This window comes from Streptomyces regalis (genome assembly GCF_001509475.1).
GTDB classification, from domain to species: domain Bacteria; phylum Actinomycetota; class Actinomycetes; order Streptomycetales; family Streptomycetaceae; genus Streptomyces; species Streptomyces regalis.
In genome coordinates this window covers 67,146-83,567 of the sequence record NZ_LLZG01000187.1, presented here as the reverse complement: position 1 = coordinate 83,567, position 16,422 = coordinate 67,146, and the positions used below count along the sequence as shown (strand labels likewise).

At 69.9% G+C, this 16,422-nt stretch carries 14 protein-coding genes; 9 read left to right on the top strand and 5 right to left on the bottom strand.

The window, feature by feature from the left end; translation table 11 throughout:
• Positions 1-226: 226 nt before the first annotated feature.
• Together ADL12_RS21735 and ADL12_RS21730 are read left to right on the top strand one after the other, a co-directional pair.
• Complete coding sequence (locus ADL12_RS21735; protein ID WP_062704340.1) at positions 227-772, top strand: PadR family transcriptional regulator; 546 nt, start codon at positions 227-229, stop codon at positions 770-772.
• Between the two features lie 86 nt (positions 773-858).
• Positions 859-1,401 (top strand): bacterial proteasome activator family protein, encoded by a 543-nt coding sequence (locus ADL12_RS21730; RefSeq protein WP_062704339.1) that lies wholly within the window; start codon positions 859-861, stop codon positions 1,399-1,401.
• A 133-nt stretch (positions 1,402-1,534) separates the two neighbouring features.
• Here ADL12_RS21730 and ADL12_RS21725 read toward each other — a convergent pair whose 3' ends face one another.
• Positions 1,535-3,172, bottom strand: a complete 1,638-nt coding sequence (locus ADL12_RS21725; RefSeq protein ID WP_062704338.1) for a protein kinase domain-containing protein — start codon at positions 3,170-3,172, stop codon at positions 1,535-1,537.
• 362 nt (positions 3,173-3,534) lie between these two features.
• Here ADL12_RS21725 and ADL12_RS21720 point away from each other — a divergent pair, with 362 nt between their 5' ends.
• The 4 genes from ADL12_RS21720 (at position 3,535) to ADL12_RS21705 (ending at position 9,223) form a co-directional block, all read left to right on the top strand.
• Positions 3,535-5,082 carry a protein kinase domain-containing protein gene (locus ADL12_RS21720; protein WP_062704337.1) on the top strand — a complete coding sequence of 516 codons (1,548 nt, stop codon included), beginning with the start codon at positions 3,535-3,537 and terminating at the stop codon, positions 5,080-5,082.
• 536 nt (positions 5,083-5,618) lie between these two features.
• The gene (pdhA, locus tag ADL12_RS21715; protein ID WP_062704336.1) at positions 5,619-6,797 is read left to right on the top strand and encodes a pyruvate dehydrogenase (acetyl-transferring) E1 component subunit alpha; all 1,179 of its coding nucleotides are present in this window, start codon (positions 5,619-5,621) and stop codon (positions 6,795-6,797) included.
• A 1-nt stretch (position 6,798) separates the two neighbouring features.
• The gene (locus ADL12_RS21710; protein WP_062704335.1) at positions 6,799-7,794 is read left to right on the top strand and encodes an alpha-ketoacid dehydrogenase subunit beta; all 996 of its coding nucleotides are present in this window, start codon (positions 6,799-6,801) and stop codon (positions 7,792-7,794) included.
• Between the two features lie 10 nt (positions 7,795-7,804).
• A complete protein-coding gene (locus ADL12_RS21705; RefSeq protein ID WP_062704334.1) occupies positions 7,805-9,223 on the top strand; it encodes a dihydrolipoamide acetyltransferase family protein in 1,419 nt (472 codons plus the stop codon).
• Between the two features lie 52 nt (positions 9,224-9,275).
• Here ADL12_RS21705 and ADL12_RS21700 read toward each other — a convergent pair whose 3' ends face one another.
• Complete coding sequence (locus tag ADL12_RS21700) at positions 9,276-10,214, bottom strand: D-alanyl-D-alanine carboxypeptidase family protein (protein WP_062704333.1); 939 nt, start codon at positions 10,212-10,214, stop codon at positions 9,276-9,278.
• 170 nt (positions 10,215-10,384) lie between these two features.
• On the bottom strand, positions 10,385-11,233 hold the full coding sequence (locus ADL12_RS21695; RefSeq protein ID WP_062704332.1) for a D-alanyl-D-alanine carboxypeptidase family protein: 849 nt from the start codon (positions 11,231-11,233) through the stop codon (positions 10,385-10,387).
• A gap of 257 nt (positions 11,234-11,490) precedes the next feature.
• Here ADL12_RS21695 and ADL12_RS21690 point away from each other — a divergent pair, with 257 nt between their 5' ends.
• The gene (locus ADL12_RS21690; RefSeq protein WP_062704346.1) at positions 11,491-12,168 is read left to right on the top strand and encodes a GntR family transcriptional regulator; all 678 of its coding nucleotides are present in this window, start codon (positions 11,491-11,493) and stop codon (positions 12,166-12,168) included.
• Positions 12,165-13,460, top strand: a complete 1,296-nt coding sequence (locus ADL12_RS21685; RefSeq protein ID WP_062704331.1) for an MFS transporter — start codon at positions 12,165-12,167, stop codon at positions 13,458-13,460. Before ADL12_RS21690 ends, ADL12_RS21685 begins: the two co-directional genes overlap by 4 nt.
• Positions 13,461-13,482: 22 nt before the next feature.
• On the opposite strand, the gene ADL12_RS21680 is transcribed toward ADL12_RS21685, so the two are convergent.
• Positions 13,483-14,262: an SAM-dependent methyltransferase gene (locus ADL12_RS21680; protein ID WP_062704330.1), complete on the bottom strand. Its 780-nt coding sequence runs from the start codon at positions 14,260-14,262 to the stop codon at positions 13,483-13,485.
• A gap of 290 nt (positions 14,263-14,552) precedes the next feature.
• Positions 14,553-15,377, bottom strand: a complete 825-nt coding sequence (locus ADL12_RS21675; protein WP_062704329.1) for a maleylpyruvate isomerase family mycothiol-dependent enzyme — start codon at positions 15,375-15,377, stop codon at positions 14,553-14,555.
• Between the two features lie 202 nt (positions 15,378-15,579).
• Here ADL12_RS21675 and ADL12_RS21670 point away from each other — a divergent pair, with 202 nt between their 5' ends.
• Positions 15,580-16,398: a carbon-nitrogen family hydrolase gene (locus ADL12_RS21670; protein WP_062704328.1), complete on the top strand. Its 819-nt coding sequence runs from the start codon at positions 15,580-15,582 to the stop codon at positions 16,396-16,398.
• Positions 16,399-16,422 lie beyond the last annotated feature (24 nt).

Here is a 16,422-nt window from a genome sequence, read left to right as displayed (position 1 = left end):
CCCCCGCACAGGCCCACGACCAGCCCCGCCACCAGCACGACCAGCGCGCCCGCGGCCCGCATCGTCGGCAGGGCTCCCGCCCCTCCGCCGCACGCAGCACGCGTCCGCCCCCGCCACCCTCGCGTCGCCCCCAGCCATGAAGTCACGGAAACAAGCCTCACAGCACCCCACACATCGGTGCATTTTGTACTCCGCCACCCGACCGAATCCGGCGCACAATCCGGTTATGTCGATACGACACGGGCTGCTGGCCCTCCTGGAACCCGGCCCCCGCTACGGCTCGCGGCTGCGCACCGAGTTCGAGGCGCGTACGGGCGGGACCTGGCCGCTGAACATCGGCCAGGTCTATACGACCCTCGGCCGGCTGGAGCGGGACGGCATGGTCGTCCAGGACGGCGTCGACGAGGCGGGGCGGGTGCTGTACGCGCTGACGGAGGCGGGCCGCGCCGAGCTGCGGTCCTGGTTCGCGCGGCCCGTGCAGCGGGCGAGCCCGCCGCGCGACGAGCTGGCGATCAAGCTGGTGATGGCGGTCGGGGCGCCCGGCGTCGACGTACGGGAGGTCGTACAGGCGCAGCGCAGGCATGTGGCCCAGGCCCTGCACGGGCACGTACGGCGGCGGGCCGAGGCGCTGGCGCGGGCGCACGAGCACCCCGACGAGATGGCCCGGCTGCTCGTCCTGGAGCAGCTCGTCTTCCACGCCGAGGCCGAGAGCCGCTGGCTCGACATCTGCGAGGCCCGCCTGTTGCGGCTCACCCAGGCCAAGAGTGACTGACGGAATCTCCCGCGGCGTAAACGGTGGATCACCCCACACGGGGGGCACCACGATGATGAGCTGTACGGGTGCGAGAGAATGGCGGCATGGAGATGCCGAGGAACGAAAGGCCGTCCGAGAACCCCCAGATCCTGGTCGTGGGCCAGGACGGGATGGCGCTCACCGGCGGCACCGGAGACGAGGACTCCCGCGAGATCCCGGTGACGGAGCAGGTCGAGCAGCCGGCGAAGGTCATGCGGATCGGCAGCATGATCAAGCAGCTGCTCGAAGAGGTGCGCGTGGCTCCCCTGGACGAGGCGAGCCGGGTCCGGCTGAAGGAGATCCACGCCAGTTCTGTGAAGGAACTGGAGGACGGCCTGGCCCCGGAGCTGGTCGAGGAGCTGGAGCGGCTCTCCCTGCCGTTCACGGACGAGGCGACCCCGAGCGACGCGGAGCTGCGCATCGCGCAGGCCCAGCTGGTCGGCTGGCTGGAGGGCCTCTTCCACGGCATCCAGACCACGCTCTTCGCCCAGCAGATGGCCGCCCGGGCCCAGCTGGAGCAGATGCGCCGCGCCCTCCCGCCGGGAGTCGGCGGCCACGAGGACGGTGAGCAGCGCCCGGGGGGCCGCGTGGGCGGGCCGTACCTGTAAGACCCGGGTACCTACAGACCTGGTACGCGAACACCCGATACACAAGCGAACCGACCCGATACCTACGCGGAGGCCCGGCAGCCAGTGCTGCCGGGCCTTTTTCAGATCGCAGGCGCGGGTTCGGGTGGTGGTGTCACTCCGGATTGCCCGTCGAGACCGTGAACTTCATCGTCGGCGGGTTCTCCGGGTCGAAGTCCGTGCCCGCCTCGGGGGACTGCACCAGCACCGTGCCCGCGCCGTACGTGTTCTCGTCCTTGGAGGTCGTCTGGTACTTCCAGTCGGCGGCCTTGAGACACTCGACGACCGAGGGCCAGTACTGGTACGAGAAGTCCGGCATCCGTACCTCGTCGGGGTTGAGGTACGACTCCCGCGGCTCGGTGCACACGGTCGTCTCGACCGTCCGCGAGCTGTCCCCCTCCCGGTACCCCGGCGCCTTCGTGGCCGACGCCGACGTACTCGTGCCGCCCCCGCCCTCGTCGTCCTTGGTGCCGTCGCCGGGCAGCGTCAGGGCCGCGATCAGGCCGCCCACCGCGACGAGGGAGACGACGATCGAGCCGATGATCACCGCGCGGTTGTTCTTGCCGCCGCCCGAAGTGGTCTGCGGCTGGGGCGAGATGGTGTACGGCGCCGGGGTCGGGTGGCCCGGCTGCGGCGAGTACGCCGCCGGCGGCGGGGTCTGGTAGCCGGGCTGCTGCTGCGGGTAGCCGTACGCCGGCGCGGGCGTCGCGGGCGGCGGGGTGCCGTACGGGTTCGGGGCCGGGGTCGGCTGGTACGGCGTCTGGACCGGGCCTCCGGGCGGCGGCGTCTGGCCGACCGGCGGGAACACCGAGGCGCCGACGCCCTGGCCGCTCTGCGTCTGCGAGCCCGGCACGATGCTCGGCGGGGCAGCCTGGAAGGACGCGGCCACGCGCAGGCACTCGTCGCGCATGGACTCGGCGCTCGGGAAGCGCTCGTTCGGGTTCTTCTTCAGGGCGCGGGCGACCAGCGCGTCCACGGCAGGCGGCAGGGCGCGGTTGATCGAGGACGGAGCGACCGGCTCCTCCTGCACATGCGCGTACGCGATCGCCAGCGGCGAGTCCGCCTCGAACGGCAGCCGCCCGGTGACGAGTTGGAACAGCATGATGCCGACCGAGTAGAGGTCGGAGCGGGCGTCCACACCACGGCCCAGCGCCTGCTCGGGCGAGAGGTACTGCGGGGTGCCGACCACCATGCCGGTCTGTGTCATCGACGTCACACCGGACTGCATGGCGCGCGCGATGCCGAAGTCCATGACCTTGACGACGCCGCGCTTGTTCACCATCACGTTGCCCGGCTTGATGTCCCGGTGGACCAGCCCCATCTCGTGGCTGATCTCCAGCGCCGCGAGCACGTCCGCGGTGATCTTCAGCGCCTTGTCGGCGGGCACCGCGCCGAACTGCCGTACGTCCTCGTCGAAGACCGAGCTGAGCGGCCGGCCCTCGATGTACTCCATGACGATGTACGGCGTCGTCATGCCGTCGACCTCGTCCTCGCCGGTGTCGAAGACGGAGACGATATTGGTGTGCGTGAGCTTGGCCACGGCCTGGGCCTCGCGGCGGAAGCGCTCGCGGAACGCCTGCTCGCGGCCGAGTTCGGTGTGCAGGGTCTTGACCGCGACCTGCCGGTCGAGCACGGAGTCGTACGCGAGATGCACCGAGGCCATGCCGCCCTCGCCGAGCAAGTCGCGCAGCTGATAGCGGCCGCCGGCGAGCGCCCACCTCGCGTACCGGCCCTGTGCGCCGTCCTGGCTCATGTGCTGCGTCCCCCGTAGCCTCTTAGGCGCCTGCGATTGCCGTGGATTGCCGTGGATCGGGTTTGATCCCGATGATCCAAGTGCTATTCCCGGCCAAGTCTGCCCCACGGCACTGACAGGTCAAGCGCGGTGCCCGTTCCGTGACCGTACGCGAAAGAAGCGTCGCGGAAGAGTTACCGGGGCAGTACGCGCGGTACACAGAATTTGCACGAGCGGACGGGGTGCCGGTTGGATGGCCGGTCCGTCTCCTTCCGGCTGGGGCGGCCTTCTCGGACCGGCGGCTTGCGCGGAGGCTGTAGCGTGGCCGACGGAGACCGTAACAACACCGCGCGCACCGCGGGCAGAAACGACGGCGAGGACCGATGGCACAGCAGCAGCGCGCTCAGGGCCCGTCCGACCCCGAGGCGGCTGGCGGCGGTATGTCAGACGCGCCGGAGATGTGGGGTAATGGCGGGCTTGTCGGGGACGGCCGGTACAGGCTGACCCGCAGACTCGGCCGGGGCGGCATGGCCGAGGTGTTCGCGGCCGAGGACGTGCGCCTCGGGCGCACCGTGGCGGTCAAGCTGCTGCGCTCGGACCTCGCCGAGGACCCGGTGTCCAAGGCCCGCTTCACGCGCGAGGCCCAGTCGGTGGCCGGCCTCAACCACCACGCGATCGTCGCCGTGTACGACTCCGGTGAGGACTTCGTGGGCGGCCACAGCGTGCCGTACATCGTGATGGAGATCGTCGAGGGGCGGACGATCCGCGACCTGCTCCTCAATGCCGAGGCGCCCGGCCCCGAGCAGGCGCTGATCATCGTCTCCGGCGTCCTGGAGGCGCTCGCCTATTCGCACCAGCACGGCATCGTGCACCGCGACATCAAGCCCGCCAACGTCATCATCACCCACAACGGCGCCGTGAAGGTGATGGACTTCGGCATCGCCCGCGCCCTGCACGGCGCGCAGTCGACGATGACGCAGACCGGCATGGTCATGGGCACCCCGCAGTACCTGTCGCCCGAGCAGGCGCTCGGCAAGGCGGTCGACCACCGCTCCGACCTGTACGCGACGGGCTGCCTGCTCTACGAACTCCTCGCGCTGCGGCCGCCGTTCACCGGCGAGACCCCGCTGTCGGTGGTCTACCAGCACGTCCAGGACATCCCGACGCCGCCGTCCGAGTTCTCCGACGGCTGCCCGCCGGAGCTCGACGGCCTGGTCATGCGCTCGCTCGCCAAGGAGCCGGACGACCGGTTCCAGACGGCCGAGGAGATGCGCGGCCTCGTCCAGTACGGCCTGCAGATGCTGTACGACCAGGGCGGCCACACAGGCACCTGGAACACCGGCCCGGTGGCGATGCACGACGGCCGGCACACCCCGGCGGCGGGCTTCGCGAACACGACCGTCATGGGGCACCCCTCGGACTCCGGCTCCGGGACGACGCAGATCCCACAGCCGATCCTGCCCTCCGGGTACGGCGGCGGGGACGAGGGTGGCTTCGAGGGGCACGGCAACAAGGGCAGCGGCCGCGGCAAGCTGTGGATCCTCGCCGTCCTCGCGGTGATCGCGATCGCGGCGGGCGTCGCGCTGGCGCTCAAGGGCACCGGTACGGAGAACCCCGACACCGACCCCACGAAGAAGCCCACCACCTCGCAGACCACCGAGGACAAGTCCAGCGAGACGCCGAGCGACGAGCCGACCGAGGAGCCGACCGACGAGTTCACGGACGACGGCACCGGCACGGGCACCGACCCGGACTACACGCCCTCGTACACGCCCTCGTACACGCCCACCGAGGAGCCGACCGAGGAACCGACGACGGCCGAGCCGACCGACGAGCCCACCACGGCCGAGCCGACCGAGGAGCCGACGGAGGACCCCACGGAGGAGCCGTCGGATCCTGCGACGCTGCCGACACCGAGCGACGGCGTCTGACCTGGCTCCCGGCACCGTCTCACTGAAGAAGTCAGCCCCACGCGCGCGTGCGGCCCGGAAACGGGCTTCACGCGCGCGTGCCGTTTGCGGGGGCCGCCGAGTGGCCGGAATGCGTACCCACGTGTCGGCGGTAGCAGCGGACACGCTTCGTGATCGGCGGGCGGAATTTCCGGATTCTTCCGTCTTCGCGTGTGTGCTCAGCGTCACACCAGATGAGTGATCTCGCCCTCGGTGGCTCTTCCCGTGACCTGGGTCACCGATATAACGTGCCGTTGTTCCGGCCCCCTGCAAGGCTGTGACCAGGTGTTGTTCCGGACTTTCGCGATTTACTTGGAAATCCAAGCAAAATCGCAGGTCAGGAGGGGTTTCACAGAATTGTGGAGCACTGGGTAACGTGCCTATTGCAGGGCGCTCGCCGGGGCACCTGTCACGCCTGTTCCCACACGAGCCGCACCCACCCTGTGCGTCCGTGGGGCTTCAGGTGAGCCGCACTGGCACCCGGCGAACCCGGGAGCCGGACCGACGGAGGAGCACACGTGACCGTGGAGAGCACTGCCGCGCCAAAGCCGCGACGCAGCGCCGGTACCAAGAGCACGGCCGGCAAGCGCACAACCGCAAAGAAATCGCCAGGCACCGACCCCGAACTCGTGCAGTTGCTGACGCCCGAAGGCAAGCGCGTCAAGAACGCCGAGTACGACAATTACGTCGCCGGCATCACCCCCGACGAGCTCCGCGGCCTCTACCGCGACATGGTGCTCACCCGCCGCTTCGACGCCGAGGCCACCTCCCTGCAGCGCCAGGGCGAGCTGGGCCTGTGGGCGTCGCTGCTCGGCCAGGAGGCCGCCCAGATCGGCTCCGGCCGGGCCACCCGCGAGGACGACTATGTCTTCCCCACCTACCGCGAGCACGGCGTCGCCTGGTGCCGTGGGGTCGACCCGGCCAACCTGCTCGGCATGTTCCGCGGCGTGAACAACGGCGGCTGGGACCCCAACAGCAACAACTTCCAGCTCTACACGATCGTCATCGGCTCCCAGACGCTGCACGCCACCGGCTACGCGATGGGCATCGCCAAGGACGGCGCCGACAGCGCGGTGATCGCGTACTTCGGTGACGGCGCCTCCAGCCAGGGCGACGTCGCGGAATCGTTCACCTTCTCCGCGGTCTACAACGCTCCCGTGGTGTTCTTCTGCCAGAACAACCAGTGGGCGATCTCCGAGCCGACCGAGAAGCAGACCCGGGTGCCGCTCTACCAGCGTGCGCAGGGTTTCGGCTTCCCCGGCGTCCGCGTCGACGGCAACGACGTCCTGGCGTGCCTCGCCGTGACGAAGTGGGCGCTGGAGCGTGCCCGCAGCGGCGAGGGGCCGACGCTGGTCGAGGCGTACACGTACCGCATGGGCGCCCACACCACCTCCGACGACCCCACCCGCTACCGCGGTGACGAGGAGCGCCTGGCCTGGGAGGCGAAGGACCCGATCCTGCGCCTTCGCCGCTATCTCGAGGCTTCAAACCACGCGGACGAGGGATTCTTCGCGGAACTGGAGAGCGAGAGCGAGGCGTTGGGCAAACGAGTGCGCGAGGCGGTCCGCGCCATGCCGGACCCGGACCACTTCGCCATCTTCGAGAACGTGTACGCGGACGGGCATGCGCTCGTCGACGAGGAGCGCGCCCAGTTCGCCGCCTACCAGGCGTCGTTCGCGGACGTAGAGGGGGCCTGACATGGCAGCCGAAGCTGTGACATCCAAAAACATGGCTCTGGCCAAGGCGATCAACGAGTCGCTGCGCCGCGCCCTGGACTCCGACCCCAAGGTCCTGATCATGGGCGAGGACGTCGGCAAGCTCGGCGGCGTCTTCCGGGTCACGGACGGCCTGCAGAAGGACTTCGGCGAGAGCCGGGTCATCGACACCCCGCTCGCGGAGTCGGGCATCGTCGGCACCGCGATCGGCCTGGCCCTGCGCGGCTACCGCCCGGTCGTGGAGATCCAGTTCGACGGCTTCGTCTTCCCGGCCTACGACCAGATCGTCACGCAGCTCGCGAAGATGCACGCCCGCTCGCTGGGCAAGGTCAAGCTGCCGGTCGTCGTCCGCATCCCCTACGGCGGCGGCATCGGTGCGGTGGAGCACCACTCGGAGTCCCCCGAGTCGCTCTTCGCGCACGTGGCGGGTCTGAAGATCGTCAGCCCTTCCAACGCGTCGGACGCGTACTGGATGATGCAGCAGGCCATCCAGAGCGACGACCCGGTGATCTTCTTCGAGCCGAAGCGGCGCTACTGGGACAAGGCCGAGGTCAACACCGAGGCCATCCCGGGCCCGCTGCACAAGGCGAAGGTCGTCCGCGAGGGCACGGACCTCACGCTGGCCGCGTACGGCCCGATGGTGAAGCTGTGCCAGGAGGTCGCCGACGCAGCCGCCGAGGAGGGCCGGAACCTGGAGGTCCTGGACCTGCGGTCGGTGTCCCCGCTCGACTTCGACTCCATCCAGGCCTCCGTCGAGAAGACCCGTCGCCTGGTCGTGGTCCACGAGGCCCCGGTGTTCTTCGGCTCGGGCGCGGAGATCGCCGCCCGGATCACGGAGCGTTGCTTCTACCACCTGGAGGCCCCGGTGCTGAGGGTCGGCGGCTATCACGCCCCGTACCCGCCGGCGCGCCTGGAGGAGGAGTACCTGCCGGGCCTGGACCGGGTGCTCGACGCCGTCGACCGTGCCCTGGCGTACTGAGGAGAGGGGCATGACGACGATGACTGAAGCGTCCGTGCGTGAGTTCAAGATGCCCGACGTGGGCGAGGGACTCACCGAGGCCGAGATCCTCAAGTGGTACGTCCAGCCGGGCGACACGGTCACCGACGGCCAGGTGGTGTGCGAGGTCGAGACGGCCAAGGCGGCCGTGGAACTCCCCATCCCGTACGACGGGGTGGTCCACGAGCTGCACTTCCCCGAGGGCACGACGGTGGACGTCGGTACGGCGATCATCGCGGTGGACGTGGCGGGCGGTGCGTCCCCGGTCGCCGAGGCGCCGGCCCAGGCTCCGGCTCCCGCCGAGAAGGAGCCGGAGGAGGCCAAGCCCCAGGGCCGCCAGCCGGTGCTGGTCGGCTACGGCGTGGCCGCCTCCTCGACCAAGCGCCGCCCGCGCAAGGGGGCCGACGTCCCGCGCCAGGAGCCCTCGACGGCGGCGCAGGCCCTGCAGTCGGAGCTCAACGGCCACGGCCCCGCCGCCGCGGCGGTGACGCCTCCCCGGCCGCTGGCCAAGCCGCCGGTGCGCAAGCTGGCGAAGGACCTGGGCGTCGACCTGGCCACGGTGACCCCGACCGGCCCCGACGGCATCATCACCCGCGAGGACGTCCACGCGGCGGTGGCCCCGCCGGCCCCCGCTCCCGAGCCGGTGTCCCAGCCCGCCCCGGTCGCCGCCCCGGCGGCCACGTCGGCTCCGGTGGCCACGTACGACACGGCTCGTGAGACCCGTATCCCCGTGAAGGGCGTCCGCAAGGCGACGGCGGCGGCGATGGTCGGCTCGGCGTTCACGGCGCCGCATGTCACGGAGTTCGTGACGGTGGACGTGACGCGCACGATGAAGCTGGTCGAGGAGCTCAAGCAGGACAAGGAGTTCGCGGGTCTGCGCGTGAACCCCCTGCTGCTGATCTCCAAGGCCCTCCTGGTCGCCATCAAGCGCAACCCGGACGTCAACGCGTCCTGGGACGAGGCGGCCCAGGAGATCGTGCAGAAGCACTACGTCAACCTGGGCATCGCGGCGGCGACCCCGCGCGGTCTGATCGTCCCGAACATCAAGGACGCCCACGCCAAGACCCTCCCGCAACTGGCCGAGGCGCTCGGCGAGTTGGTGTCGACGGCGCGGGACGGGAAGACCACCCCGGCCGCGATGCAGGGCGGCACGGTCACCATCACCAACGTCGGCGTCTTCGGCGTCGACACCGGCACCCCGATCCTCAACCCCGGCGAGTCCGCCATCCTCGCGGTCGGCGCGATCAAGCTCCAGCCGTGGGTCCACAAGGGCAAGGTCAAGCCGCGTCAGGTCACCACGCTGGCGCTCAGCTTCGACCACCGGTTGGTGGACGGGGAGTTGGGTTCCAAGGTGCTGGCCGACGTGGCGGCGATCCTGGAGCAGCCGAAGCGGCTGATCACCTGGGCGTAGCCGAGAAAGGGGGTGTCCCGGTCGGGGCACCCCCTTCGCACGTCGGATCGGATCAGTCCCGCTGTGCGCCCTGCGGCAGCGTGCGCAGCTGCATCGTGCTCGCCGAGGTCGAGCCGAAGGCGTAGTCCATCAGCTTCGCAGCGTCCGTGAAGCGGTACTGGTCGTTGAGGAGGACGCCGACGACCGTCTTGCCGTCACGGGTTCCGGCGAAGACGAGGCAGGGGCCGGCCGGGGTGTTGGTGCCGGTCTTCACGCCGGTCGCGCCGCTGTAGGAGCCCAGCAGCTTGTTGGTGTTGTACCAGGTGTACGTGCGGGTGCCGCCGGTGCTCGTCGTCGCGTACTGCACCGTCTTCTGCTTCTTCACGATGCCGCTGAACGTCGAGTACTTCATCGCGCTGCGGGTGAGCTTCGCGAGGTCGCGTGGCGTCGTGTAGTTGGTGTTCTGCGTCGAGTTGCCGTCGAACGTGTCGAAGTGCGTGTTCGTCAGGCCGAGGGCGTCGGCCTTGGTGTTCATCTTGCTGATGAAGGACTTGGTGCGCGCCGAGACCGTCGTGCCGGTGCCGAAGGTGTCCGCGAGGGCCATCGCGGCGTCGCATCCGGACGGCAGCATCATCGCGTGCAGCAGCTGGCGGATGGTGACCTTGTCACCGGTCCTCAGGTCCGCGGTGCTCGCACCCTTGGCGGCGACGTAGTCGCGGTAGGCCTGCTTGATGGTGATCTTGCGATCGAGGTTCAGGTCGGGGGTGCTCAGCACGACACGGGCCGTCATGATCTTGGTGGTGCTCGCCATCGGCCGCTTGGTGTCGGCGTACTTGCTGAAGAGCGTGGAGCCCGTCGCACTGTTGAGCATGAACGCGCCCTTGGCGCTGACCGTGGGGGCGGTCGCCGCCTGGGCGGGTGACGTCAGGGCGCCGCCGGCGACCAGCGCGCCGGTGGTGAAGACGACGGCGGCGGCTCTGCGGAAACGTACGCCCTTGATGCCGGTTATCACTATGAACGCTCCGAATATGCGAAATGTCCACGGACATTTGCGATGTGGAGGGGGGAGGCGCTCAGAAGACACGCGAGGAGCGTCAAGGGTTGTACGGCGGACGGAAGAAATGGATGTGACGAGGGCGACCACTGATGAGTGGTCGCCCTCTGCCCAGGTGTACGCGATGGTCAGCTGATCTTCGCGTAGCCGTAGTTGATGAGCTTCTTCACGTCCTCCGTGCGCTTCGCCTCATTGGGAGCGGTCAGGACGGCGCCCATCACCGACTCGCCGTTCTTGGTGGCGGCGAAGACGAGGCAGTACTTGGCCTCGGTGCCCGAGCCGGTCTTCACGCCGAGCGTGCCGTTCCAGCCGAGCAGGGTGTTGGTGTTCTTCCACGGTGCCATCGTGCGGGTGGCGCCGGTCTTCGTGATCGTCTTTGCCGTGTACTGCTTGGTCTTCACGACGGTCTTGAACGTCGAGCTCTTCATCGCGCTCCGGGCGAGCTTCGTCAGATCGCGCGGCGTCGAGTAGTTGGAGCCGTTGCTGATGCCGTCGAACGAATCGAAGTGCGTTTTCGTCATGCCCAGGCTCTTGGCCATGGTGTTCATCTTGCCGATGAAGTTCTTGGTGCGGGCGGCGACCGTCGAGCCGGAACCGAACTTGTCGGCGAGGGTCATCGCGGCGTCGCAGCCCGACTTGAGCATCATCCCGTACAGCAGCTGACGGACGGTGACCTTGTCGCCGACGATCAGGCCGGCCGACGAGGCGCCCTTGGAGACGATGTAGTCGCTGACGGCGCCCTTGATCGTGACCTTGGTGTCGAGGTTCAGGTTCGCCTGCGAGAGCACGACCTTCGCGGTCATGATCTTCGTGGTCGAGGCGGTGAGCGCCTTGGTGTCAGCGGCCTTGGTGAAGAGCGTCTTGCCGTTCGCGCTGTTCATCAGGAACCCACCCTTGGAGCTGATGGTGGGTGCCGTGGCGGCCTGCGCGGGTGCCGCGGTGAGGGCTCCGGTGACGAGCACCGCGCCGGTGGTCATGACGGCGGCAGCGGCTCTGCGGATACGGAGACCCTTGGTGGCAGTTATCAACTTAAATACCCCGATTGCGTCGAATGCCCCGATATGCGGCCGAGTTGGCGGGGGGAATGGTCGGGCCGCACGTGTGTGACACGTAAGTAGCACAGAAGGTTGTGCGACGGGTGAGGCGGGTTATGTTTTCTGATGCCTCGTCTGGTTTCCCGTCCGCATGGTGGATGGACGCCGCGATGCGTACGTGTTGTATCTATGCTGTGCACATGCCTTCCGCTCCGCCCGCCCCCGTGAAGCAGCAGTCCATGAAGCAGCCGCCCGCCGCCGACCGCGTCTACACCCACGTCAAGCAGGGCGTCCTGCAACGCCGTTACGAGGGCGGGACCCTCCTCACCGAGGGCGAGCTCGCCGAGGCCGTCGGAGTCTCGCGCACGCCGGTGCGGGAGGCGCTGCTGCGGCTGGAGGTTGAGGGGCTGATCAAGCTCTACCCGAAGAAGGGCGCACTGGTCCTGCCGGTCTCCGCACAGGAGATCAAGGACGTGGTGGAGACGCGGATGCTCGTCGAGGAGCACGCGGCGCGCAAGGCCGTACCCGCGCCCCCCGGCCTCATCGCGCGCCTGGAGGAACTGCTCGCCCAGCAGAAGGCGCAGGCCGCCGCCGGCGATCTCGCGGGGGCCGCCGTCACCGACCGGTGCTTCCACGCGGAGATCGTGCGCAGCGGCGGCAACGAGATCCTGTCGCGGCTGTACGACCAACTGCGCGACCGGCAACTGCGCATGGGCGTCGCCGTCCTGCACTCCCACCCCGACCGGATCGCCAAGACCCTCGCCGAACACGAGGAGATCCTCCGGGCCCTGCGCTCCGGGGACGCCGAGGCCGCCGTCGGGACGGTCCACCGGCACATCGGCTGGTTCTCGCATCTGGCGCGGGGTGAAGAGCGATGAGAGCCGCCGCGTTGCCGGGTGACCCTCCGGGCGGCCGCCGCGCCGCCGCCGTCTGGGGCATAGGCGTCTCGGTCTACTTCGTCGCCGTCATCTTCCGTACGTCCCTGGGGGTCGCCGGCCTCGACGCGGCGGACCGCTTCGACGTGAACGCCTCGGCCCTGTCGACCTTCTCGATCCTGCAACTGCTCGTCTACGCGGGCATGCAGATACCCGTCGGCCTGCTCGTCGACCGGCTCGGCACCAAGAAGGTGCTGACCATCGGCGTGGTGCTGTTCACGGTGGGCCAGCTGGGCTTCGCCTTCTCGCCGTCGTACGGCATGGCCCTCGCCTCGCGCGCGCTGCTGGGCTGCGGCGACGCGATGACGTTCATCAGCGTGCTGCGGCTCGGCGGCCGGTGGTTCCCGGCCCGGCGCGGTCCGCTGATCGCGCAGCTCGCGGGGCTCGCGGGCATGGCGGGCAACCTCGTCTCCACGCTGGTGCTGGCCCGGCTGCTGCACGGCGTGGGCTGGACGGCGGCGTTCGCGGGCAGCGCGGCGGCGGGCGTCGTCGTACTGGTCCTGCTGCTCCTGTTCCTGAAGGACCACCCCGAGGGGCACGAGCCGGAGCCGCTGCCGCACCTGGGCGCGGCGTACGTACGCCGTCAGATCGCCGCGTCCTGGGGGGAGCCGGGCACGCGGCTGGGGCTGTGGGTGCACTTCACGACGCAGTTCCCGGCGATGGTGTTCCTGCTGCTGTGGGGGATGCCGTTCCTGGTGGAGGCGCAGGGGCTGTCCCGGGCGACGGCCGGTGAACTGCTCACCCTGGTCGTCCTGTCCAACATGGTCGTGGGCCTGGTCTACGGCCAGATCGTCGCCCGGCACCACGAGGCGCGGCTGCCGCTGGCGCTCGGGACCGTCGGGGCGACGGCGGCGCTGTGGGCGACGACGCTGGCCTGGCCCGGCGACACGGCGCCGATGTGGCTGCTGATCGTGCTGTGCGCGGTGCTCGGGGCGTGCGGGCCGGCCTCGATGCTCGGATTCGACTTCGCGCGGCCGGCGAATCCGCCGGAGCGGCAGGGGACGGCGTCCGGCATCACCAACATGGGCGGGTTCGTCGCCTCGATGACGACGCTGTTCGCGGTCGGCGTGCTGCTGGATGCGACGGGGGACGACTACGCCATCGCCTTCTCGGCAGTGTTCGTCCTCCAGGCGCTGGGGGTCAGCCAGATCCTGCGGCTGCGCAAGCGGGCGGCTCGGCGGGAGCGGGAACGGCTGGTCGCCAGCAGGGTGGAGACCGTGCACGTTCCCGCGTGAGCCGGCTTGAGTCAGGGGCGTGTCAGCGGGCCGGGACGAGGGTGAGGTAGGCGAGTCCCAGTACCCCGCGATAGCTCATCCACTGGGCGCGATGACCGTCGAGGCGCTCGCGTGTCTCGGCCGCGAGCGGGTGGTCGGGGTGCTCGGCCAGCCATGCCTCGACGTCCGCCTGGTACGCCGACTCGAACTCCTCCCACTCGTCGAGGTTCGCCGTCTCGGTCCACTCCGGGCGGAAACCGGCGGCGACCGCGAGATCGAGCAGGGTCGCGAGGTCGTAGTGGTCCGTCGCCGCCGCTCCCGGCCACATGCCGGAGAGTTCGGCGGAGGTAGGAGGGCGCTGCCAGAAGCCCTCCCCGAGCAGCACACGGCCGCCGTCGGCGACCAGGCGGCGCAGGGCGCGCAGAGCCTCGGTGGTGTGCTCCGGCGGCTCGGCCGCGCTCAGGGCCTGGCTCGCTCCGACGCACAGGACCAGGTCGGCGGGGCCGTGCGAGGTCCCGACGGCGGACTCCTCTACGAATGCCGCTCTTTGTGCCAGCCCTCGGGCCTCGGCGTTGCGGCGGCCGCGGGCGAGATCCTCGGCCTTGATGTCGATGCCGACGCCCGTCGCTTCGGGGGCGGCGGCCAGGACGCGGAGCATCAACTCGCCCCAGCCGCAGCCGATGTCGAGGACGGTGGTGGGGTTTGTCCGGGTGAGTCGCTGCACGAGGTTGTTCGCGCGCGTCTCCGACAGGGGGCCGTGGAAGGTCAGGCGGGTCAGGCGTGGCGGGTGGCTGGATGTGGTGTCGATCTCGGTGTCGGTCACGGCGGGACGTTAGCCGCGGGTGCGGAGTGGGCGACAGTAGTTTTCGCCCCCGCCGCCCCTACCCGTCCCATCCTGAAGGGGCGGAGCCCCTTCGACCCCGCCAGGGGGCTTTGCCCCCTGGACCCCCATCGGCCCTGAACGGGCCTCGTCCTCAAACGCCGGACGGGCTGAAATGCACGGACCGGCGCTGGGAAGTGACCGTCAGCACCGTGAGGCGAAGCCCCTGCGGGTGGGTGGGGGATCGGGATGGCGGTGCTCGGCCTCGAACGCCGGACGGGCTGGGATGCGCCCTACGGCGTCACCGTGAAGTTCCGCAGGATCGCCGCCGTCAGATCCGGATCCCCCTCCGCCTTCACCCGGTCCGCCACGGCATCCGGCGTAACGCGGCCGCAGGCGAGGCGGACGTAGGTCTCCCAGTCGAGGGTGAGGGTGGCGGCGGGGCCCAGGGCGGGGGCCGTTTCGAGGGTGCCGCGGCCCTGGATGTCGACGCGGATCGTGCGGAGGAACTCGATCGGGCCGTGGACGTCGAAGACGACCGCCGAACTGCGCGGGGCGTTCGACTTCGTGGCGACGATCTCGGGAAGCGCGGCCAGCAGGACGTCGCGGGCGACATGCGCGCCGGGGGAGTCGAGGTTGCCGGGGCGGCCGAGGGAGGTGCGCAGGTCCTGCTCGTGCACCCACACGTCGAAGGCGTGGCCCCGCATGGACTCTTCGAGGGTGAGCTCCGTCCCGAGCGGGCCGCGCACCTTGGTGCCGGGGTCGCGGGACTCGTTGCGCAGCTGGCGGTTGCGGCGGATGACCGTGTACTCCAGCTCGGACGTCATCTCCGGTGCCGTGTGGTGGCGGCGGACGTCGACCTGCATCTCCATGTAGCGCTGGTGGTCGTTCGTGACGTGGAAGAGGTCGCGCGGGAGCGTGTGGATGGGGCGCGGGTCGCCGAGCATCTCGCAGTCCAGGCCGATGACATGGGACACCACGTCGCGCACCGACCAGCCGGGGCAGGGCGTACGCCGGTTCCACTCTCCCTCCACCAGCGGCGTCACCAGCTCGGATATCGCTTCGATGGAGTGGGTCCAGGCGTCGGCGTAGGGCTGGAGGGTGGGATGCAGACTCACGGAACGGGACCCCTCGGCGGTTGGAACGTCGGTACGCGGGCAGGTGCTGGCGGCGGTGCCAGTGGGCGGCGGCTGCTGTCGGCGGGTGTCTTGAAACGCTAAGTTACGCTGCTGTGAGGCACCCCGGCAGTGCTTTCGTGTGACGATCGTAGGCCTGTGTGGAAGCCCGTGTGGACCGCTCGAATGCCAGGACGGTGGTAGTGTGCGCGCCTCTCTGCTCCAGATCGACGTCAATGAGGGCGAATCGGTCGAATCGCGTCGGGTGAGGGTTGCCTCGCTGGTACGGGAACAGGCCGGGGCGGATCTGGTGGTGCTGCCCGAGCTGTGGACCACCGGGGCGTTCGCCTACGAGGAGTTCGGCAGCGAGGCCGAGCCGCTCGAAGGGCCGACGTACGAGGCGATGGCCAAGGCCGCGAGTGATGCGGGCGTGTGGCTGCACGCGGGCTCGATTCCCGAGCGAACGTCATCCGACAGCGGCTCCGCCGCGGGGGACGGGCCGCTCTACAACACCTCTCTCGTCTTCTCCCCCTCCGGTGATCTGGCCGCCGCGTACCGAAAGATCCATCGGTTCGGCTTCGACAAGGGCGAGGCCGTGCTGATGGGCGCGGGCGAGGAACTGGTGACGGTGCGTCTGCCCGAGACCGTCCTGGGTGTGGCCACCTGCTACGACCTCCGTTTCCCCGAGTTGTTCCGCGGCCTCGTCGACGCCGGCGCCGAGACTCTGGTCATTCCGGCGGGCTGGCCGGAGCGCCGCCGGGCGCACTGGACGCTACTGGCTCAGGCGCGGGCGGTGGAGAACCAGGCGTTCGTGCTCGCCTGTGGAACGGCCGGGACGCATGCCGGAGTTCCGCAGGCCGGTCACTCGATCGTGGTCGATCCGTGGGGCGAGGTGCTGGCACAGGCCGGTGCGGGGGAGCAGGTCCTCACGGTGGAGTTCGACCCGGGGAAGGTCGCGGTGACGCGGGATCAGTTCCCGGCGCTGAAGGACCGGGTGCTGGGGCTCGCGGCACCGCGCCGCTGAGGGGCCGCTGAGGGCTCGCCCCGT

Excerpts from the sequence above, each read along its gene's own strand:
- ADL12_RS21710 (WP_062704335.1), top strand. The coding sequence starts at position 6,799 with ATGGCAGCCGAAGCTGTGACATCCAAAAACATGGCTCTGGCCAAGGCG.
- ADL12_RS21695 (WP_062704332.1), bottom strand. The coding sequence starts at position 11,233 with ATGACCACCGGCGCGGTGCTCGTCACCGGAGCCCTCACCGCGGCACCC.
- ADL12_RS21705 (WP_062704334.1), top strand. The coding sequence starts at position 7,805 with ATGACGACGATGACTGAAGCGTCCGTGCGTGAGTTCAAGATGCCCGAC.
- ADL12_RS21720 (WP_062704337.1), top strand. The coding sequence starts at position 3,535 with ATGGCACAGCAGCAGCGCGCTCAGGGCCCGTCCGACCCCGAGGCGGCT.
- ADL12_RS21690 (WP_062704346.1), top strand. The coding sequence starts at position 11,491 with ATGCCTTCCGCTCCGCCCGCCCCCGTGAAGCAGCAGTCCATGAAGCAG.
- ADL12_RS21685 (WP_062704331.1), top strand. The coding sequence starts at position 12,165 with ATGAGAGCCGCCGCGTTGCCGGGTGACCCTCCGGGCGGCCGCCGCGCC.
- ADL12_RS21730 (WP_062704339.1), top strand. The coding sequence starts at position 859 with ATGGAGATGCCGAGGAACGAAAGGCCGTCCGAGAACCCCCAGATCCTG.
- ADL12_RS21735 (WP_062704340.1), top strand. The coding sequence starts at position 227 with ATGTCGATACGACACGGGCTGCTGGCCCTCCTGGAACCCGGCCCCCGC.
- ADL12_RS21725 (WP_062704338.1), bottom strand. The coding sequence starts at position 3,172 with ATGAGCCAGGACGGCGCACAGGGCCGGTACGCGAGGTGGGCGCTCGCC.